Genomic DNA, 18,828 nt, shown 5'->3' with positions numbered 1-18,828 from the left:
GACTCGCGAGGTCTGGACGTACGACTCGCGCGGGGGGTTACCAGGTTTCGGGGGGTTCGGCGAAGGCTTTGGCCAGGTCGCGGGTCAAGGTCAGGGCGCGGCGGGGCCACGAGGCGGTGGCGCCGGCCAGGCCGCAGGTCGGGGTGGGGACGGCGTGGGTGGCGAGGACGTCGCGGGGGAAGCCCAGGCGGTCCACCAGGTCCAGGGCCGGTTGGGCGGTGGACCTCAGGGTGGGTGGGGTGCGGGGGTCGGTGGAGGGGGTCAGGCCCAGGAAGAGGTGGGTCTTCTCCTCCCACGCCTCGCCGATCTCGTCCCAGCTCGTCCCGTCCAGCGCGGTCAGGTCGAACGAGACGGCACGCGCGCCCGACCGGCGCATCAGGGTGATGGGCGGGCGCGGCGCGCAGCAGTGCACGACCACGTCCGCCTCGATCGCCTCGACGACGGCCTGGAGGGTGGCCAGGGCGTCGGGCTCGGGCACGGCGGCGACCGTGCCGAGCTTGGACGGCGTGGGCAGCAGGCCGCGCAGCACGGCGGGCAGCGCCGGTTCGTCCAGCTGCACCACGACCCGCGCGCCGGTGCGCTTGGCGACCTCGGCGACGTGCCGGTTCAGGCCCTCGACCAGCGACGCGGTGAACTCGCGCAGCGCGCCCCGGTCGGTGAGCACGCGGTGGCCGCGCAGCAGCTCGACGCTCGCGGTGAGCGTCCACGGCCCGGCGGCCTGGACCTTCACCACCGCCGGCGGCGCGGGATCGGCCGCCTCCTCGAACGCGTCGAGGTCGCGGCGCATCAGGTCCACCGCCCGCCGGTGGTCCCGGCCGGGGTGGGCGGCCGTCCGGTAACCGGACGGGACCACCTCGACCGGCAGGTCCACCAGGAGACCGGCGGTGCGGCCGATCATGTCCGCGCCGACGCCCCGGGCGGGCAGCTCGGGCAGGTGCGGCAGGTCGGGCAGCTCGCCGAGCACCACGCGAGCGGCTTCGAGGGGGTCGGTTCCGGGCAGCGAACCGATGCCGGTCGCGGTGCCGGCGGGCCAGGGCAGTGGATCCACCCGCCCAGTCTTCCACCCGCCGGTTCGGGCGGGTGTGCGACGAAGAGGTCTAGACCCATTGACGCGGTGGTCTAGGCCACCTACCGTCACCTTGTCGGTGCCGACGGTGGCGAGGGCACCGCCGAGACCGTGGTGTGGGGGCGTGCCGCGCCCCACGCTCCCGCACCACTCCCACCCCGTCCCTACACCGCCTCCAGGGGCTTCACCGGCTGACGGCCTCAGCCGAGCAGGATCAGCACGCCGATGGTGATCAGCACGACCGGCAGCACGACGTGGCCCCGGCGGCTCAGGGCTCGGGCCACCGGTGGGCGCGTGGCGAACCACCGGCCGGCCGCGCACCAGACCGCGACCAGCACCAGGAAGACGACCACGTACGGCACGACACCCGTGGTGGCGAAGACCGGCACGTAGACGCCGATGTTGTCGCCGCCGTTGGCGAAGGTCACCGCCGCCACGCCCAAGGCGCCGGTCGCGGTCGGCTCGTCGTCGTCACCGCCGCCGCGCCACGCCCGCCACGCCGCCCGCAGGCCCAGCGCCAGCGGCAGCAGGCCCAGCCACGGCAGCGCCGACGGCGGCAGCAGGGTCGCGCCCAGGGCGGCGGCCACCGCCACCGCCAGGATCGCGGCGAACCCCGCGTACTGGCCGAGCACCACCCGCCACGGCGGCACGCCGCGGGCGAAGAACAGGGCGAGCAGCACGAGGTCGTCGACGTTGGTCACGGCGAACAGGCCGGCGGCGCGGAGGACGTCCAACACCGGGTGAACCCTAGGCTGCCGACCGCGGACCCCCGCGGACCCGCTCGCCAACGACCCCGCCCCACCGCGCTCGGCACCCGCGCCGTGCGCCGGGGCGACGAGGTGGTGGCCGACGCGGTCGGGGGGTGGGGGACCGCACCGGACCCGATCGGGGCGGATTTCGCCCGCCGACACGGCGGTCACCGGAGCGCCCGTGGTTGCCCCGGCTGGGACGATGTCCGTCATGCCTGTCGAGCTGACGCTGCACAAGGCCGCCGAGGAGGTCGAACGCGGCGACCTGGCCAGCGTGCTCCGCGCCCGGCAGCGCCTGGTCGGCCTGGTCACGAGCTTCCCGGACCGGCTGGACCTGCGGGACCGCCTCGCGCAGGTCTACCGGCTGCTCGGGAACGCCGCCCAGGCGGGCCGGTGGAGCTACCTGTCCGAGGACCGCGACGAGACCGAGGTGGCCGCGTTCGAACGCGCCTACCGCACCCCGGTGGCGCGATTAGCGGCCCTGAACTGGACCGGCGGCGAGCGGGCCGCCGCGACGCCGGTCGCGCGCGACCGGCTGGTGGCGCTCCAGAGCGCGGCGAACGTCCAACTGCGCGCGGAGCTGCTGGTCACCGACGACCGCGACTCCTCCTGGGGCACCAACGTGCTGGTGCTGCTCGGGCTGGTGGTCGCGCTGCTGTGCTTCGTGGTCGGCGCGGTGACGCTGGTCATGGGGGCCTACAGGTGGTTGGCCGGGTGAGCGCATCCTGGGGGGCATGAACCCCGACGTAGCCGCCGCCGCGGACCGCATCCGCCCCTACGCCCGCCGCACGCCGCTGTGGCGCGCCGAGGTCGACGGCCGGCCCCTCGTGCTCAAGCTGGAGCACCTCCAGCTCACCGGCTCGTTCAAGCTGCGCGGCGCGCTGAACGCGCTGCTCACCGCGGACTCGCCCGATCGCGTGGTCACGGCGTCCGGGGGCAACCACGGCCTGGGCGTGGCCGAGGCCGCGCGGCAGCTGGGCCTGCCCGCGACGGTGTTCGTGCCGGTCGGCGCGCCGGAGGGCAAGGTGCGGCGGATCGAGGCCGCGGGCGCCAAGCTGATCCGGCACGGCGAGACCTACGCGGAGGCCGTGCTGGCGGCTCGGCAGGCGCCCGGGTACTACGTCGAAGCCTACGACTCCCCCGCCGTCATCGCCGGTCAGGGCACGGTCGCCGCCGAGGTCGTGGCCGACGCGCCGGACGTGGACGTGATCGCGGTGGCCGTCGGCGGCGGCGGGTTGGCGGCGGGCACGGCGCTCGGGGCGGCCGGGCGGCTGACCGTCGCGGTCGAGCCGGAGCGCTGCCGCGCGCTGAACCACGCGTTCGAGGCGGGTCGGCCGGTCGACACCGAGGTGGTCTCGGTGGCGGCGTCGGCGCTGGGCGCCACGCGCGTGGGCGGGGTCCCGTTCGAGGTGCTCCGGGCGCACGACGTGCGGTCGGTGCTCGTGTCCGACGCCGAGCTGCTGGCCGCCCGCGACCGCCTCTGGGAGGAGTTCCGGCTGGCCGTGGAGCCGGCGGCGGCCGTGCCGTTCGCGGCGTGGCTGGCCGGGCGCGTGCCCGGCGGGACGGCCTGCGTCGTGCTCTGCGGCGCGAACACGGACTGGACGCCGTGAGGCCGTACCGGGCCCCACGGCGCCCCGACCCCTAGCGACCCCGGTGCGGGGCCGGGCAGTACCCGACCGACAGGTCCTCGCCCAGGCGGCGGCGCGCCACCCGGTCGTCCGACCCCCGCACCTGCGCCGGCACGTCGACCTCGACCACCGGCACCAGCTGTTCCACCCGCTCCACCAGCGCCTCCACCCGGACCAGCAGGTCGGCCCACTCGGCCCGGTGCCGACGCTCGCGGACGACCCACTGCAACGTCCGCGCCTCGGCCCGTAGCCGCTCGTGCTGCTCGGCCGTCAGGCGTTGCGCCGACGGGTGGTCGACCTTGCTCCCCAGCACACCCACGCGGATTTCGACGTCCGCCAGCGAGCGGCGGCGTCGTTCGTTGTCATGTGGCACACCCGCAGTGTGTCAGGCCGCACCGACAAAATCCGTCAACCGGTCGAGCTGATCGTGGCGCTCGCCAGGACCAGGTCGCCCGCCTCGGCGTCCGGCCGGTACACCGCGACGGCCTGACCGGGTGCGACGCCGCTGAGCGGCTCGCGCAGGCGAACCCGCAGCTCATCGCCCACGAGTTCGGCCACGGCGGGCGCCAGGCCGCCGTGCGCGCGCACCTGCGCCACGCACTCCACCGGGCCCTCGAACTCGACCCGGGTCACCGGCCGGCGCGCCACGATCTCGGTCACCTTCAGCCGTTCGGCCGAACCGACCCGGACCGTTCCGGTGATCGGTTCCAGCGACAGCACGTAGCGGGGCCGCCCGTCGGGTGCGGGCGCGTCGATGCCCAGGCCCTTGCGCTGGCCCACGGTGAACTCGTGCACGCCCGCGTGCCGCCCGAGCACCGCGCCGGTGGTGTCGTCGACCAGCAGGCCCGGCTGCTCGCCCAGCCGCCCGGCCAGGAAGCCCCGGGTGTCGCCGTCGGGGATGAAGCAGATGTCGTGGCTGTCGGGCTTGCGCGCGACCTGGAGCCCGCGCCGCTCGGCCTCGGCCCGCACCTCGGTCTTGGTCGAGCCGCCCAGCGGGAACATCGCGTGGGACAGCTGCTCGCGGGTCAGCGACGCCAGCACGTAGGACTGGTCCTTGCCGTCGTCGGCCGACCGGCGCAGCTCCACCCGGCCCCCGGCGGTGGACAGGCGGGCGTAGTGCCCCGTGCACACCGCGTCGAAGCCCAGCGCGACCGCCTTGTCCAGCAGCGCCTCGAACTTGATCTTCTCATTGCACCGCAGGCACGGGTTGGGCGTGCGGCCCGCCGCGTACTCGGCGACGAAGTCCTCCACCACGTCCTCGGTGAACCGCTCCGCGAAGTCCCACACGTAGAACGGGATGCCGAGCGCGTCCGCGGCGCGCCGCGCGTCCCGGGCGTCCTCCAGCGTGCAGCAGCCCCGCGCGCCGGTGCGCAGCGTGCCGGGCTTGGCCGACAGCGCCAGGTGCACGCCGGTCACGTCGTGCCCGGCCTCCACCGCCCGCGCCGCCGCCACGGCGGAGTCCACCCCGCCGCTCATCGCCGCCAGCACCCGCATGCCGTCACACCTCCGCAGTCGTCCGCCGCCCGGTCCCACCGGTGGCCAGCCGCCGCAGGCCGGCGATGCCCGCCGTGCGGGCGCGCTCGACCACCGGGCCGATCACCCCGACCAGCTCGTCCACCTCGGCGCGCGTCGAGGTGTGCCCGAGGGAGAACCGCAGCGAGCCGCGTGCCCGCACCGGGTCCACGCCCATGGCCAGCAGCACGTGGCTGGCCTGCGCCACGCCCGCCGTGCACGCCGAGCCGGTCGAGCACTCGACGCCCTTGGCGTCCAGCAGCATCAGCAGGCTGTCGCCCTCGCAGCCGGGGAAGGTCAGGTGCGCGTTGCCGGGCAGCCGGTGCACCGGGTCGCCGTTCACCGCCACGTCCGGCACCACCCGCCGCACCCGCTCCACCAGCTCGTCGCGCAGCGCGGCCAGCTCGGCCGCCGCGCGCGGCTGGCCGTCGACCGCGTGGCGCACGGCCGCCGCCAGGCCCGTGATGGCCGGCACGTCCAGCGTGCCCGAGCGCACCTCGCGCTCCTGGCCGCCGCCGTGCAGCAGGGGCGTGGTGGCCACGTCGCGGCCGAGCAGCAGCGCGCCGACGCCGTAGGGCCCGCCGATCTTGTGGCCGGTGAGGGTGAGCGCCGAGGCGCCCGAGGCGGCGAAGTCCACCGGCACCGCGCCCACGGCCTGCACCGCGTCGGTGTGGAACGGCACCGAGCGCGCCGCGGCCAGCTCGGCCAGCTCGCGCACCGGGTTGATCGTGCCGACCTCGTTGTTCGCCCACATCGCGGTGACCAGGGCGACGTCGTCGTCCAGCGCGTCGGCCAGCGCCTCGGGCCGGACGCGGCCGAGCCCGTCCGGCTCCAGCCAGGTGACCTCGGCGCCCTCGTGGTCGGCCAGCCACTGCACCGCGTCCAGCACGGCGTGGTGCTCGACCGACGAGGCCACCACCCGCGTGCGGCCGGTGGCGCGGCGGGACCAGTAGACGCCCTTGACGGCGAGGTTGTCGCTCTCCGTGCCGCCGCTGGTGAAGATGACCTCGGAGGGGCGCGCGCCGAGCGCGTCGGCGATGTCCTCGCGGGCCTCCTCGACCGCCCGCCGCGCCCGCCGCCCCGAGGTGTGCAGCGACGAGGCGTTGCCCGTGGTGGACAACGCCCTCGTCATCGCCTCGATCACCTGCGGCAGCGCGGGGGTCGTGGCGGCGTGGTCGAAGTAGGCCATCAGCGTTCCAGGGTAGCCGGGCGCAGCCGTCCGGCCAGCACCGCACCGAGCACCGCCAGCCCCGCCATCAGCAGGTCGAACGGCAGCACGGCGGCCGTCGGCGCGTCGGCGGAGGCCACCGCGGCGACCAGCACCCCGCCCAGGCCGACCAGCAGCGCCGAGCCGAGCATGTCGCTGATCTGCAGGGCCGAGGAGTTGAAGCCCCGGTCGACGTCGGAGGACGCCGCCAGGGTGAGCACGCTCAGGCTGGACATCGCCATCCCCATCCCGGCGCCCGCGACCGCCCACAGCACCGGCGTCGCCCACGCCGGGCCCCAGGAGGGTGCGATGAGCGTCACGCCCGAGATACCCGCGGCGCTGAGCACGAACCCCCAGCGGACGAGCTCCTCCCGCGGTCGGTCCGGCCGGCGGGACTGCCACCAGGCGGCCGAGGACCAGCCGAGCGCGCTCAGGGTGAGCGGGATGCCGGCGGCGATCGCCGAGTACCCGTGCACGGCGGTCAGGGTCAGCGGGATGAACGCCTCGACGGCGAAGAACGACCCGGCGAGCAGGCCGCGGGCCAGGATCGTCATGGGCAGGCCGGGGCGGGCGGTGAGGGTGCCCCGGGGCAGCAGCACGCGCAGGGCGGGCACCAGCGCGACCAGGCCGGCCAGCCCGACCAGCAGGTTCAGCCCGCGCGGGTGCTGCGCGGCCCAGCTGAGCGCGGCGACCCCGCCGCCCGCGCCCAGGGCCGCCAGCGGCAGGCCGGGGCGGGTGTTCCGGTCGGGGGTGTGCGGCGGCAGGCCCCGCAGCACGGGCACCACCAGGAACACGCCGACCAGCACGAACGGCGCCAGGCCGAGGAACACCCAGCGCCAGCTCAGCACCTCGGTCAGCCACCCGGACAGCGCCGGGCCGACCAGCGAGGGCACCACCCAGGCCGAGGCGAGCAGCCCGAACACGGCGGGCCGGTCGCGTTCCGGGTGGACCAGGGCGATCAGCACGTAGACGGCGACCACCTGCGCCCCGCCGCCCAGGCCCTGGAGCACGCGGCCGATCAGCAGCTGGGTCATGTCCTGGGCGGCGCCGGCGACGAGCAGGCCGACCAGGAACAGGGCGGGGCCGATCAGCAGGGAGGGACGCGGGCCGCGCAGGTCGCTCAGCCGGCCGGACAGCACGGTGGCCACCACGCTGGCGGCGAGGAAGGCCAGGAACGGCCAGGCGTACAGGTCCTTGCCGCCGAGGTCGGCGACCATGCGCGGCATCGCCGTGGAGACGCCCATGTTCTCGAACGCGAGGAGGGTGACGAGCAGCACCATCCCGACCGTCGGACCCCTCCGCTCGGCCCCCCAGAGGTCGCTCTTCCCGGTCGGCGTCCCCGTCGTCGTCACGGGTCAATGGTTCAACCTCCACCTCGGTTGAGGTCAAGGCAATATGACGCAAAGCGCCCCGGCCAGGCCGGCGGTTCCGGGAATTCCCGACAAAACCCCGGCTCGACCGCATCGGGTGACACACGTCGGGGTGGTCCCTCCGCACGCGTGGCGTGTCCCCCCGCTCCAGGGGGCAACTCCTCCGTCACCATCCGCAACACGCCTGGATGATCCGGCGCCTCGCCGTCGTCCCGGTGGATCACCAGAAGTGAAGATCGATCCGCTGCACCGGAGTTCGGAGGACAACTCATGAAGACCCACACCAGGACCACCCGGTTGACGGCCGGGCTCGCCACCGCGGCGGCCCTCGGCCTGGCGCTGGCGGCCGCGCCGACGGCGGTCGCCCAGCCGCTCAGCGCCGAGCCCCTCAGCGCCGAGCCGGCGATCACCGTGAACCCCTCCACCGACCTGCCCTCGGTCGCCCGCGTGACGGTCGACATCTCCGGCTTCGAGCCCGAGGAGGCCGTGTTCGCGCAGCAGTGCGCCCAGGTGGCGCCGGAGTCCTTCGCCTGCGCCCACAAGTCCATGCAGTCGGTGACCCTGGACGAGAACGGCGCCGGCACGGCCACGGTGACCGTGCGCCGCGTGTTCGAGGGGTACGACGACAGCAGCGACCTGGTCGGTGACATCGACTGCGTGACCGTCGAGCTGGGCTGCTTCGTGGCCGTCGCCAACGTCGAGGGCGGCACCGGCGAGATGATCTACTTCGACGACCGCCGCTAGGAGGCGCTCCGGACCGCCGCCGAGCGCCGCGGCCCGGGGAGCGCGGGTCGGCCCGGACCGGTGGCCCGTGCCGGTGGGAGGCGGTGGGACACCGCCTCCCGACCAGCCGGTGGGTCACGCGATCCGGGCCACGACCGGGATCGGCACTTCCAGAAGTCGTACCAGTCCCGGCCGGGCAGGTAGCCGGTGCACCAGACCCCGCTGCCGTTGACCCGCACGTCGACCCGCCGGTACCCGGTGGCCGGGTCGACGTGGACGTTGTAGGTCCGGTCGGCGCGCCCGTTGACCGGCCGGCGCGGGTGCTCCACAGGTTCCGATCATGGTGTTCCCCTCTCGCTCCGGGTGTTGCCGAGCGCAACGGTGCGGGCCCCGTCGTGTGGAGCGCTTGCAGGTTTTCCGCACGGCGCGCCTCAGGCCACCGCGCCCGTTTTCCCGGGAGGCTCCCCGTGGAGGGGGCGGTGGTCGTGGCTGTGGTGGTGCGCCTGCTGGGCGAGGTGGGCGTGGAGGTCGGGGGGCGGCCGGTGGGCCTGGGCACGCCCAGGCAGCGGTGCGTGCTGGTGGCGCTCGCGGTGGACGCCGGGCGGGTGGTGCCGGTGGAACGGCTGGTGGAGCGGGTTTGGGGCGCCGACGCCGCACCCCGGGCGCGGGCGACGCTGCACAGCTACCTCTCGCGGCTGCGCGGCGCGCTGGCCGGCACGGACGTGGCCGTGGTGCGCCGCTCGGGTGGGTACGCCCTGACCGTCGACGCCGGGGCGGTGGTGGACCTGCTCCGGTTCCGCGACCTGCGCGCCGCCGCCGAAGACGAACCCGACGAGCGGGCGGCCCGGCTGCTGACCGAGGCCCTGGAGCTGTGGCGCGGGCAGCCCCTGACCGGCGTGGCCGGCGAGTGGGCCGAGGCCGAGCGCGACCGGCTCGCCCAGGAGCGGCTGTCCACCCAGCACGACCTGGTCGACACCCGGCTGCGCCTGGGGCACGGCGCGCACCTCGTGGTCGAGCTCGCCGAGCGCGCCGCCGCCCACCCCCTGGACGAACGCGTCGCCGGCCAGCACCTGCTGGCCCTGCACCAGGCCGGGCGCACCGCCGACGCGCTGGAGCACTACCGCCGGGTCCACGCGCGACTGGCCGACGAGCTGGGCACCGACCCGGGCGCCGCGCTGCGGGACCTGCACCACCGGCTCCTGACCGGGAACCCCGGCGCGGGAGCACCGCGGCCCGAAGCCCGCCCGGCCACCGCCGGCATCGCCCAGCTGCCGGCCGCGCCGCGGAGCTTCGTGGGCCGGGACGAGGCGCTGCGCGCCCTGGGCGGGGCGCCCGAGGAGGCCGGCGGCGCGGTGGCGCACGTCCTGACCGGCACCGCGGGCGTGGACAAGACCGCGCTGGCCCTGCACTGGGCCCACCTCAACCGGGCCCGCTTCCCCGGCGGGCAGTTGTTCGTGAACCTGCGCGGGCACGGCGCCGGGACGCCGCTGACCGCGCGGCAGGCGCTGGAGGAGCTGTTGCAGGCGCTGGAGGTCGACCCGGCCCGGCGACCCGCCGGCGTGGACGGCGCGGCCGCGGTCTACCGCTCGGCGCTGGCCGACCGGCGGGTGCTGGTGCTGCTCGACGACGCCGTGGACGCCGGTCAGGTCCGCCCCCTGCTGCCCGGCACACCGGACTGCGCGGTGGTGGTGACCAGCCGGAACAGGCTCGACGGCCTGGTGGCCCGCGAGGGCGCCCGGCAGCAGCGGCTCGACGTGCTCGGCGCCGGGGACGCGGCCGGGGTGCTGGACCGGCTGGTCGGCGGGGCGCGCGTCGCCGCCGAGCCGGGGGCGGCCGGCGAGCTGGTGCGGCTGTGCGGCGGCCTGCCGCTCGCCCTGCGCATCGCCGCCGCGCACCTGGCCGCCCAGCCGAACCGCTCGATCGAGGACTACGTCACCGAGCTGCGCGGCGGCGACCGGCTCGCCGCGCTGGAGCTGCCCGACGACCCGACCGCCGCCGTCGGCGCCGCCATCGGGCTGTCCTACGCGGCCAGGGCCCCGTCGACGCGGCGGGTGTTCCGGCTGCTCGGGCTGGTGCCGGGACCGGACACGACCGCGCCGGCGGTCGCCGCGCTCGCGGACGTCGCGCCCGCCGACGCCGAGCGCGAACTGCGGGACCTGGTGGCGGCCAACCTGGTCGAGGAGCCCGTGCCCCACCGCTACGCCCTGCACGAGCTGCTCCGGCTCTACGCCGCCGACCGCGCGGCCCAGGACGGGGACGCGCCCGTGGACCGCCTGCTGACCTGGTACGCGACCGCCGTCGACAGCGCCGCGGGCAGCCTCGACCCCGGTCGGGTCCACCTGCCGGGGAGCACCCGGTGGACCGGTCACGAGCCGCCGTCCTTCGCCGGCGCCACCGCGGCCCTGGGCTGGCTGACCGCGGAGGCGTTCAACACCACGGCGGTCGTGGAGCTCGCCGCCGCCACCGGCCGCCACCGGCTGGCCTGGCAGGTGGCCGACGGGTTGAAGGGCTACTTCCTGCGGGGCAACAGCGCGCACTGGTCGACCGTCGTGGACCGCGCCCTGCGCGCCGCGCACGCCGACGGCCACCCGCACGCGGTGTCCGCCATGCACAACAGCGCCGGCGCGCTCGACCTGATGCGGGGCGAGTACACCGCCGCGGCCGGGCACTTCGGGGCCGCGCTGGCCGGGGCGACCGCCGCGGGGTGGCCGCTGGGCGAGTGCACCGCGCTGTCCAACCTCGGCGTCCTGCACCACTACACCGGCACGCTGGCCACGGCGTTCCGGCACCTGCGCCGGGCCGACGAGATCGCCGTCGCCCACGCCACCTGCCTGGTCCAGGCCGGCACCGTCCTGGTCAACCTGGGGGCCACCGCGCTCAAGCTCGGCCGCCCGGCCGAGGCCGTGGAGCACTTCACCAGGGCGCGGGCCGCGCAGGAGGCGTCCGGCCACGACCGGGGCCGCGGGGCCGCGCTGCTCGGGCTGGCCGAGACCCACCTGCACCTCGGGCGGCTCAAGGACGTGGACGCCCTGCTCGACGTGGTGGCCCCGCTCGTCCGGCGGGTCCAGGTCGGCTACGAGACCGCGTGGTACCTGGAGGTGCGGGCCAGGCTCATCGCCCTGCGGGGCGACCTCGACCACGCCGCGGAGCTGCTCGACCAGGCGGTGGAGGCGGGCAAGGGGCACCACGCCGTCGCGGTCGACACCCGGAACACCCTGGCGGGCGTGCAGTGCCTCAGGTCGCGGTTCGACGAGGCCGAGTCCTGGCACCGGCGCGCGCTCACCGCCGCCGACTCCTCGCACTACCGGCAGGGGCGGATCGACGCGCTGCTGGGCCTGGCCGCGGTGCACCACCACCGCGGCGACCCGACCCGGGCCGTCGAGGACGCCGGCGCGGCGCTCGACCTGGCCGTCCGCACCGGCCACCGGCACCAGCAGGGGCGCGCCCACGCCACCCTCGCGGCGGCCCACCTGCGCCGGGGCGACCACCGGGCCGGCGCCCACCACGCCGAGCGGGCCCGGTCCGCCCACGGCGGGACGGGGCACCTCCTGGGTGAGGCGCAGGCCCTGCTGCTGCTGGCCGAAACGGCCGGGCACGACGGGGAGGCGGGCCGCGCGCGTCGGCACCTGCGGCGGGCCGAGCAGCTCCTGGCCGCGATCGGGCTGCCCCGGGCCGGTCTCGCGGGGGCTTGGGAGGTGCGGCCACGCGCTTGAGCGGCGGGCGGGGGTGCTCACCGGGCCGGGGTCCGAGGCCGGGCAGGCGGTCGTGGCCACCGCGCGGGCCGAAAACCGCACGTGGCCGCCGCCTGCCAGACCGTCGCGTTCGCGGCCCACCCGACCGCGCGGCGGGCGGCCGGTCGGGCTGCGCGACCTGCGCGTGGACGTGGTGGCGACCGTCGGCGAACACGTGGACCCGGCCGAGTTCGGCGACCAGCCCGAGCGGGTGCGGGAGGAGGTGCCGGGCCTGACCGAGCCCGCGCGGGCGGTGCCGGTGCCGGAGCGGTTGACCTCGGCGCCGGGCGCCCGGCGCCGATCCGCGTCGCCACCCCGCCCGGCGGGTCCTGACTGTGGAACTCGGGGGTCGTGAGCGTTCGACACGGTCGACGTGGGTGTACGACTCGCGCGGGGGTCAGGCGGGGGTCGGGTGGGGGGTGGGGAGGGGGGTCGAGGGCAGGGTGATGTGTTCGGAGGCGCGCTGGGTCAGGGCGGCCAGGGCGTGGCGGGTCGCGGCGCGGCCCGGGGCGATCTCGTCCAGGACGTGCACCTCGACGGTCAGGGCGCGGGCGCGCAGGACGCGGCGCAGCGAGTCGACCAGGGTGTCCGTGCCGATGAACGCCGGGCGGGTGGTCGTGGCGCCGTCCTGGAGGTAGCGCAGCACCACCGGTCGGACGGGCACGCCCGCGTCCAGCGCCGCCTGGAACAGCGCCGGCCGGTAGCGGCCCGACGCCACGCCGCACCACGTGGTGCCCTCGGCGTGGATGCCCACGGCCGCGCCCTCGCGCAGCGCGGCGGCCAGTTCGGCGACCGTGCCGGGCAGCAGGGACAGCCGCTCGCGGTCCAGGTAGACGGTGCGGGCGGCGGTGACCAGGGGGCCGAGCACGGGCCAGTCCCGGATGTCGCGCTTGGCCACCAGCCGGATCGGCTGCACCGCGTCGATGGCCAGCTCGTCCAGCCACGACACGTGGTTGGACACCACCAGCACCCCGCGCCCCGGCGTCGCCTGGAACACCGGTCCGACCAGCCGCAGCCGCACCCCGAACGCGCCCAGCAGCACGCGGAACCAGCGGCGCAGCAACGCCTCCCGGGCCCCGCCCCGCGCCACCAGCGCCGCGGGCGCGACCACCGCACCGCACAGCAGCACGGCCAGCGCCGCGACCGCACGCCACACCGCCCGCAGCGGGCCCACCGACGGCGACGACCGGTCCACGCACCCCTCACCGCACGGTGAGACGGGCATCCACGGGTGCGCGCTCACGCCGTCTCCCCCAGGAAGAACCTCAGGTACCGCCGGTCCATCCGGCGCATCTCCATCAGCACCGGCAGGTCGGCCACGCCGAAGTCGCGGTCCAGCGCCGGCCGCCCGCACACCCACGCGCCCAGGCGCAGGTAGCCCTTCAGCAGCGGCGGCAGCACCGTCCGGGCGGGCCGGGCGACGGCGTCCACGTCCCACGGCTCCAGCGGCTCCACCCGGTACTCGTCGGGCGCGTGGTGCCTGGCGCGCACCACGTCCCAGACGCCCGCCGCGAACGAGCCGCCGTCGTGCAGCGGCACCGAGGCGCAGCCGATCAGCCACGAGTGGCCCGTCAGCAGCATGTAGCGGGTGAGCCCGGCCCACACCAGCGAGACGACGGCCCCGTTGCGGTGGTCGGGGTGCACGCACGACCGGCCGGTCTCCACCAGCGAGGGCCGCAGCGCGTCCAGCCGGGACAGGTCGAACTCGGTCTCGGTGTAGAGCTGCCCGGCCTCGGCCGCGCCCTCGGGCGGCAGCATCCGGTAGGTGCCGACGATCTCGCCGGTGCGGTCGTCGCGCACCACGAGGTGGTCGCAGAACTCGTCGAAGCGGTCCACGTCGCGGCCGGGCACGGACGTGCGCAGGGTGGCGCCCATCTCCTCGGCGAACACCCGGTGCCGCAGCCGCTGGGCGGCCACGACCTCGTCGCCCTCGCGCGCGACCAGCAGGGAGTAGCGCGGCGCGTCGGTAGCGGCGTCACCGGTGCTGACAAGCAGTTGCGGCTGCGTCATGAGCCCAGGTTGAACCGCGCCGCGCAACCGGGAGCAGGCCGTTTCGATGACGCCTCGGTGAGTCCTCGGTTACGGCCGGGTGCGGGGCCGGGGTGGGGGCGGGCACGGGGCCGGGCGGGGACAGGGGCCGGGCGGGACGCGCGGAGGGCCGCCCCGCGTGGCGGGACGGCCCTCCGGTGCGGCGGGGTGCTCAGCCCTTGCGCTTGGCCACCTCGTCGGTGAGCTGCGGCGCGACGGAGAACAGGTCGCCCACGACGCCGAAGTCGGCGATCTCGAAGATCGGCGCCTCCGCGTCCTTGTTGACCGCGATGATGGTCTTCGAGGTCTGCATCCCGGCCCGGTGCTGGATCGCACCGGAGATGCCCAGCGCGATGTAGAGCTGCGGGGACACCGTCTTGCCGGTCTGGCCGACCTGGAACTGGTGCGGGTAGTAGCCGGAGTCGACCGCGGCCCGGGAGGCGCCGACTGCGGCGCCGAGGCTGTCGGCCAGCTTCTCGACGACGTCGAACTTCTCCGCGCTGCCCACGCCGCGACCACCGGACACGACGACCGACGCCTCGGTCAGCTCCGGCCGGTCGCCGCCGACCACCGGCTCGCGACCGGTGACGCGGGTGGCCTTGGCCTGGTCGGTGGCGGGCAGCTCGACGACCTGCTCCACCGCCTCGGCCGGCGCCTGCTCGGCCTCCACGCCGCCGGGGCGCACCGCGATGACCGGGACGCCGTTGCTGACCTTGGACTTCACCACGTAGGCGCCGCCGAAGACGGACTGCGTGGCGACGCCCTCACCGTCGAGGTCGACGGCGTCGTAGAGCAGGCCGGAGCCCAGGCGCACGGCCAGCCGGCCCGCGACCTCCTTGCCCTCCAGCGTCGCCGAGACCAGCACGGCGGCCGGGGAGGCGGTGGCCGCGACCGCGGCGAGCGCGTCGACCTTGGGCGTCACCAGGTAGTTCGCGGCGTCCTCGGACTCCACCGCGTACACCTTGGTCGCGCCGTAGTTGCCCAGGGACTCCCTCACCTTTCCCGCCGTGCCGGGCGATCCGACCACCACCGCGGCCGGGTCGCCGAGACGGCGCGCGGCGGATAGGAGCTCATAGGTGACCTTCTTGACCTCGCCGTCGACGTGGTCGACGAGGACCAGGACTTCAGACATGTGATTCCCCGCCTTCAGATGAGCTTCTGGCCGACCAGGTACTCGGCGATCTTCGAACCGCCGTCCCCGGAGTCCTCGACGCGCTGGCCGGCGCTGCGCGGCGGCTTCGGGGCCGCCTCCAGCACCTGCGTCCACGACGCGCCCAGGCCGACCTCGCCGGCGTCCAGGCCCAGGTCGGCGACGGTGAGCGTGCTCACCGGCTTCTTCTTGGCCGCCATGATGCCCTTGAACGACGGGTAGCGCGGCTCGTTGATCTTCTCGTTCACGCTGACCACGGCGGGCAGGCTCGCCTCCAGGTGCGCCAGGCCCTCGTCGGTCTCGCGCTCGGCCCGGACGGTGCCGCCCTCGACGGTCAGCTTGCGGACCTGGGTCACCTGCGGGAGGCCCAGCAGCTCGGCCAGGATGGCGGGCACGGCGCCCGCGCGGCCGTCGGTGGCCTCGTTGCCCGCGATGACGAGGTCGAAGCCCTCGACCGTGGCGATGGCCTTGGCCAGCACCTTGGCGGTGGTGATCGCGTCGGAGCCGTGCAGCGCCCCGTCGGAGACGTGGATCGCCTTGTCGGCGCCCATCGACAGGGCCTTGCGGATGGCGTCGGTCGCGCGGTCGGGACCCATCGAGAGGACGGTCACCTCACCGCCGTGCGCTTCCCGGAGCAGGAGCGCCTCCTCGACGGCGCGCTCGTTGATCTCGTCCAGCACGGCGTCCGCCGAGTCGCGGTCGAGGGTGTGGTCGGTGTCGGTGAGCTTGCGCTCGGACCAGGTGTCGGGCACCTGCTTGACCAGGACGACGATGTTCATGGGTCCTCTTCGACCTCCTGCGGACGGGCGGCGACGTGCCGGGGCGACGGTGGTTGCCTGCTGCGGTCGCCGTCTTCTCGGTGACCCGTGACCCTGCCATGTCATCGCCGCGTTGGCATGGTGGTGTCTGCCACCCGGATGTTACCCGTCAGTAGCAGGGGTGCGCACCACAGTGGGCACCGCGCGCGCGTGATGATGCTCACTGGAGGGTTTCACCACCTCCCGAGGTGCCGCGCGGGCTACCCGGAGGCGCCGACGCGGCTCGGCTCGGCCCTTGGCGCGCACATCTGGCCGGGGCGCGGACGGGGTGACCGTTTCGCCGCTTCAGTCGGGTTCGGAACTCCGCAAAGCGTTTGGGCGTTGAGCTGACAGGGAAGCTTGACCAGGAGAGACAGGGCCGGGCTAGGAGGTGCGAGATGGCTTCGCTGTTCAGCAAGATCGCGGCATTCGCCCGCAGCCCTCAGGGGCGGCGGTTGGTCGACCGTGCCAAGCACACGGCGCAGGACCCCCGCAGTCGCGCGAAGGCGCAGGAGATGATGCGGAAGTTCCGCAAGCGCTGACCGGAGCGGGACCGGGACGGCACGGCTCCGCGAGACCGGGACGACAGGGCTCCCCGCGCCGCACGTGATGGTGCGGCGCGGGACCGGGACGGCAGGACTCCGCGCGCCGCGCCTGGTGGCGCGGCGCGCGCCGTTGGGAATCCGGGCTACGTGCTCGACTTCCGGCGGGCCGCCTCGGCGGTGCGCGGGTGGTGCTGCCGGAACCCGGTCGCGTCAGCCCCGGCGCGCGGGTCGTCCCGGGTGGGCGGTGGTCGCGTCGACGACGATTCGGTGGTGGGTGCCGGCGACCCCGGCCCGGTGACGGGCTCGGGGTGCGCCGGCACCTCCACGACCACCGGGTCCCCCGGCGTGGCCTGGACCGCCTCCGCCCCGGGGAGTTCCGCGCCGACCTGTTCGGTCCGCGCGGCGTCGTGCGACGACGACTCGGGCAGGTCGGGCACCACGCGCATCCGCCGGACCCGGACGGGCTCCACCGGCCCCCCGGGCGCCGGGCGGGGCACCAGCACCAGCGCCGGTCGGGTCGACCCGGACCCCGGCGCCGCTCCCGGTCCGGGAGCGGGCGCGGGCGCGGGCAGCGCCACCGGGAAGCCCATCACCGGGTTGCGGTGGATCGGCTTGCTCACGTAGTCCTCGGCCGGCCACCGGACCTCGGCCGGCACCGGCTCCCCGACCGGCGGCGGCACGGGCTCGTCCTCGGGTCCGGGCAGGGGTTCGTGCCTCAGCACGACCGCCGTCAGCACGCACCCCGCCGCGAACGACAGGGCGCACATCCCGAACACGAACGCGACCGCGCCGGACATCAGCACACCCCCTACCCGATGAACACCTCGACCTGTGACCCCCGCCCGGGGAAGTCCGCACCGGCTCCGCCCGCCGCGGTCTCACCGCGGCCGGCCCGGGTGCTCCCGACAGGGCCGTCACGCTCCCGAACCCACGCTCGCGCGACCGTCGACCGGCTCGCCGTCATGGGCCTCGCCGCCCCTGACCCGACCGTCCCGGACCTCGCCGGCCCGGACCTCGCCGGCCCCGGCCGCCTGACCGTCCCCCGCCTGGCCGTCGAGCGCTCGGGCGGCGTCGGCCCGCTCCACGGTCGCCTGCTGCGGGATCAGGTCCGGCACGCGGCCCACGGCCGCCTCCAGGGCCTCGCGGGAGGCGGCGAACTGGTCGGCCACCACCCGGCGCAGCTCCCGCAACTCGTCGGTCCGTCGCTGGATCTCGTCGATGCGCCGGCACGCCTCCCGGGCGGCCAGCTTGATCAGGAACGCCGCCCGCGCCTTGGCCAGCTCCTCCTGCTCGGCGAAGTGCTGCTCGGCCTCGTGCCGGCGGCGGTTCACGGTCAGCTCGAAGAAGTTCTGCGCCTTGGCGCGCTTGGCGTCCGACTCCGCCTCCAGCCCCTCGCACCGCTCGGCGGTCTCGCGCAGCAGCCGGTCCGCGTCCTCCCCCGCCCGCGCCAAGGCGGCCGCGCACTCGGCGTCGGTCTCCTCGACGCGCGCCCTGAGGTGCGCCTCGACCTCGCCGCGGTGGCGCTCCAGGGAGATCTCGCGCTGGTCCATCTCGGCGGCCCGCCGGTTGGCGATCTCGCGCTGCTCACGGGTGTAGGCGTCGGCCTCGGCGCACCGCGCGGCGATCCGCGCCTCCACCTCGCGCACCCGCTCGGCCAACTCGACCTCGGTGCGCTGCCGCAGCGACTCGACCTCGTGCTCCGCGTTGAGCCGCAGCTCGTTGGCCTCGTCCTCGGCCATCAGCAGCATCCGGTGCATCCGCTCGGTGGCGCCGACCGTGGTGCCCGGGGACCGCTCCAGCCGCTCGACCCGCGTCCGCGCGTCCTCCAGGTCGTGCCTGGTCATCTCCAGCAGCTTGCGCAGGTCCCCCGCCTGGGCCAGCGCCTCGTCGCGGTCGACGCACGCGTACCGGAACTGCTCCTCCAGGTGCTCCAGGTGCTCGATCACCTGCTTGCGGTGGAAACCGCGGTAAACGACGTCGAAACCCGCGTGCAGCGGAACGATCTCCGGTTCTTTCGCACCCATGGCGTCCCCACTCGTTCGCGAAGATTGGCCGAGGGTACCGATCACCCGGCACCCCATCCAGCACATGACCAGCCCGGACTACCCGGGTGCGGGGCCGCCGACGCGTGCCGGATCAGGACAAACACCATCGTGGGAGATCAACACGGAGAGCCCCGGAGTCACTCGATGGTGTCGTTTTCCCGGAAAGCACCCGCCTCGGCGGAAATCCTCCGCCTATCAACTCATCGTAATAACGCAGAAAAAGTTCGCCCGAATTAGTGACAGCCCAGTGGGCGGGCGCTGCCTACCCGCCAGTAAC

The 18,828-nt window shown here is 75.5% G+C and carries 19 protein-coding genes; 6 read left to right on the top strand and 13 right to left on the bottom strand.

Features of this window, described 5'->3' with window-relative positions; translation table 11 throughout:
- Nucleotides 1–37: 37 nt before the first annotated feature.
- Both ACFP3R_RS33295 and ACFP3R_RS33290 read right to left on the bottom strand, forming a co-directional pair.
- On the bottom strand, nt 38–1,048 hold the full coding sequence (locus ACFP3R_RS33295) for a methionine synthase (protein ID WP_380642166.1): 1,011 nt from the start codon (nt 1,046–1,048) through the stop codon (nt 38–40).
- Between the two features lie 218 nt (nt 1,049–1,266).
- Nucleotides 1,267–1,803: a cadmium resistance transporter gene (locus tag ACFP3R_RS33290; RefSeq protein WP_380642164.1), complete on the bottom strand. Its 537-nt coding sequence runs from the start codon at nt 1,801–1,803 to the stop codon at nt 1,267–1,269.
- A 223-nt stretch (nt 1,804–2,026) separates the two neighbouring features.
- Between ACFP3R_RS33290 and ACFP3R_RS33285 the strand changes: the two genes are divergently transcribed.
- Nucleotides 2,027–2,533, top strand: coding sequence for a DUF6584 family protein (locus tag ACFP3R_RS33285; RefSeq protein WP_380642162.1), 507 nt, complete (start codon nt 2,027–2,029; stop codon nt 2,531–2,533).
- A gap of 16 nt (nt 2,534–2,549) precedes the next feature.
- The gene (locus tag ACFP3R_RS33280) at nt 2,550–3,425 is read left to right on the top strand and encodes a serine/threonine dehydratase (RefSeq protein ID WP_380642160.1); all 876 of its coding nucleotides are present in this window, start codon (nt 2,550–2,552) and stop codon (nt 3,423–3,425) included.
- A gap of 31 nt (nt 3,426–3,456) precedes the next feature.
- Here the strand turns inward: ACFP3R_RS33280 and ACFP3R_RS33275 are convergent, their stop codons facing one another.
- Genes ACFP3R_RS33275 through ACFP3R_RS33260 form a run of 4 tightly spaced genes read right to left on the bottom strand, consistent with a single transcriptional unit; the run spans nt 3,457 to nt 7,514 of the window.
- The gene (locus ACFP3R_RS33275; protein WP_380642158.1) at nt 3,457–3,816 is read right to left on the bottom strand and encodes a hypothetical protein; all 360 of its coding nucleotides are present in this window, start codon (nt 3,814–3,816) and stop codon (nt 3,457–3,459) included.
- A 35-nt stretch (nt 3,817–3,851) separates the two neighbouring features.
- Nucleotides 3,852–4,937 (bottom strand): tRNA 2-thiouridine(34) synthase MnmA, encoded by a 1,086-nt coding sequence (gene mnmA, locus ACFP3R_RS33270; protein WP_380642156.1) that lies wholly within the window; start codon nt 4,935–4,937, stop codon nt 3,852–3,854.
- Between the two features lie 4 nt (nt 4,938–4,941).
- Nucleotides 4,942–6,144 (bottom strand): cysteine desulfurase family protein, encoded by a 1,203-nt coding sequence (locus ACFP3R_RS33265; protein ID WP_380642154.1) that lies wholly within the window; start codon nt 6,142–6,144, stop codon nt 4,942–4,944.
- The gene (locus ACFP3R_RS33260) at nt 6,144–7,514 is read right to left on the bottom strand and encodes an MFS transporter (protein ID WP_380642152.1); all 1,371 of its coding nucleotides are present in this window, start codon (nt 7,512–7,514) and stop codon (nt 6,144–6,146) included. The genes ACFP3R_RS33265 and ACFP3R_RS33260 overlap by 1 nt, the downstream gene beginning before the upstream one ends.
- A 288-nt stretch (nt 7,515–7,802) precedes the next feature.
- On the opposite strand from ACFP3R_RS33260, the gene ACFP3R_RS33255 reads away from it, so the two are divergent.
- The gene (locus ACFP3R_RS33255; RefSeq protein ID WP_380642150.1) at nt 7,803–8,276 is read left to right on the top strand and encodes an enediyne antibiotic chromoprotein; all 474 of its coding nucleotides are present in this window, start codon (nt 7,803–7,805) and stop codon (nt 8,274–8,276) included.
- Here ACFP3R_RS33255 and ACFP3R_RS33250 read toward each other — a convergent pair.
- Nucleotides 8,273–8,584 carry a hypothetical protein gene (locus ACFP3R_RS33250; protein WP_380642148.1) on the bottom strand — a complete coding sequence of 104 codons (312 nt, stop codon included), beginning with the start codon at nt 8,582–8,584 and terminating at the stop codon, nt 8,273–8,275. The two genes, ACFP3R_RS33255 and ACFP3R_RS33250, sit on opposite strands and share 4 nt — an antisense overlap.
- A gap of 150 nt (nt 8,585–8,734) precedes the next feature.
- Between ACFP3R_RS33250 and ACFP3R_RS33245 the strand changes: the two genes are divergently transcribed.
- Both ACFP3R_RS33245 and ACFP3R_RS33240 read left to right on the top strand, forming a co-directional pair.
- On the top strand, nt 8,735–11,968 hold the full coding sequence (locus ACFP3R_RS33245) for an AfsR/SARP family transcriptional regulator (RefSeq protein ID WP_380642146.1): 3,234 nt from the start codon (nt 8,735–8,737) through the stop codon (nt 11,966–11,968).
- Nucleotides 11,969–11,981: 13 nt separating this feature from the next.
- Nucleotides 11,982–12,341: a hypothetical protein gene (locus ACFP3R_RS33240; protein ID WP_380642144.1), complete on the top strand. Its 360-nt coding sequence runs from the start codon at nt 11,982–11,984 to the stop codon at nt 12,339–12,341.
- Nucleotides 12,342–12,383: 42 nt separating this feature from the next.
- Here the strand turns inward: ACFP3R_RS33240 and ACFP3R_RS33235 are convergent, their stop codons facing one another.
- The 4 genes from ACFP3R_RS33235 to ACFP3R_RS33220 all read right to left on the bottom strand — a co-directional run bounded on the left by ACFP3R_RS33235 (nt 12,384) and on the right by ACFP3R_RS33220 (nt 15,943).
- Nucleotides 12,384–13,229, bottom strand: coding sequence for a lysophospholipid acyltransferase family protein (locus ACFP3R_RS33235; protein ID WP_380642142.1), 846 nt, complete (start codon nt 13,227–13,229; stop codon nt 12,384–12,386).
- Entirely contained in the window at nt 13,226–13,996 is a 771-nt protein-coding gene (locus ACFP3R_RS33230; protein ID WP_380642140.1) for a GNAT family N-acetyltransferase, read from the bottom strand. The genes ACFP3R_RS33235 and ACFP3R_RS33230 overlap by 4 nt, the downstream gene beginning before the upstream one ends.
- A 190-nt stretch (nt 13,997–14,186) precedes the next feature.
- The gene (locus ACFP3R_RS33225; protein WP_380642138.1) at nt 14,187–15,146 is read right to left on the bottom strand and encodes an electron transfer flavoprotein subunit alpha/FixB family protein; all 960 of its coding nucleotides are present in this window, start codon (nt 15,144–15,146) and stop codon (nt 14,187–14,189) included.
- 14 nt (nt 15,147–15,160) lie between these two features.
- A complete protein-coding gene (locus ACFP3R_RS33220; RefSeq protein ID WP_380642136.1) occupies nt 15,161–15,943 on the bottom strand; it encodes an electron transfer flavoprotein subunit beta/FixA family protein in 783 nt (260 codons plus the stop codon).
- Between the two features lie 416 nt (nt 15,944–16,359).
- On the opposite strand from ACFP3R_RS33220, the gene ACFP3R_RS33215 reads away from it, so the two are divergent.
- Nucleotides 16,360–16,503 carry a hypothetical protein gene (locus ACFP3R_RS33215; protein WP_380642135.1) on the top strand — a complete coding sequence of 48 codons (144 nt, stop codon included), beginning with the start codon at nt 16,360–16,362 and terminating at the stop codon, nt 16,501–16,503.
- A 146-nt stretch (nt 16,504–16,649) separates the two neighbouring features.
- Here ACFP3R_RS33215 and ACFP3R_RS33210 read toward each other — a convergent pair whose 3' ends face one another.
- Both ACFP3R_RS33210 and ACFP3R_RS33205 read right to left on the bottom strand, forming a co-directional pair.
- The gene (locus tag ACFP3R_RS33210; RefSeq protein WP_380642133.1) at nt 16,650–17,303 is read right to left on the bottom strand and encodes a hypothetical protein; all 654 of its coding nucleotides are present in this window, start codon (nt 17,301–17,303) and stop codon (nt 16,650–16,652) included.
- A 117-nt stretch (nt 17,304–17,420) separates the two neighbouring features.
- Nucleotides 17,421–18,530: a coiled-coil domain-containing protein gene (locus ACFP3R_RS33205; protein WP_380642131.1), complete on the bottom strand. Its 1,110-nt coding sequence runs from the start codon at nt 18,528–18,530 to the stop codon at nt 17,421–17,423.
- Nucleotides 18,531–18,828: the final 298 nt, after the last annotated feature.

Source organism: Saccharothrix lopnurensis (genome assembly GCF_042658445.1).
Classification (GTDB): domain Bacteria; phylum Actinomycetota; class Actinomycetes; order Mycobacteriales; family Pseudonocardiaceae; genus Actinosynnema; species Actinosynnema lopnurensis.
Note: the sequence above shows the minus strand (reverse complement) of the source record. Positions and strands in the feature narration are given on the sequence as shown.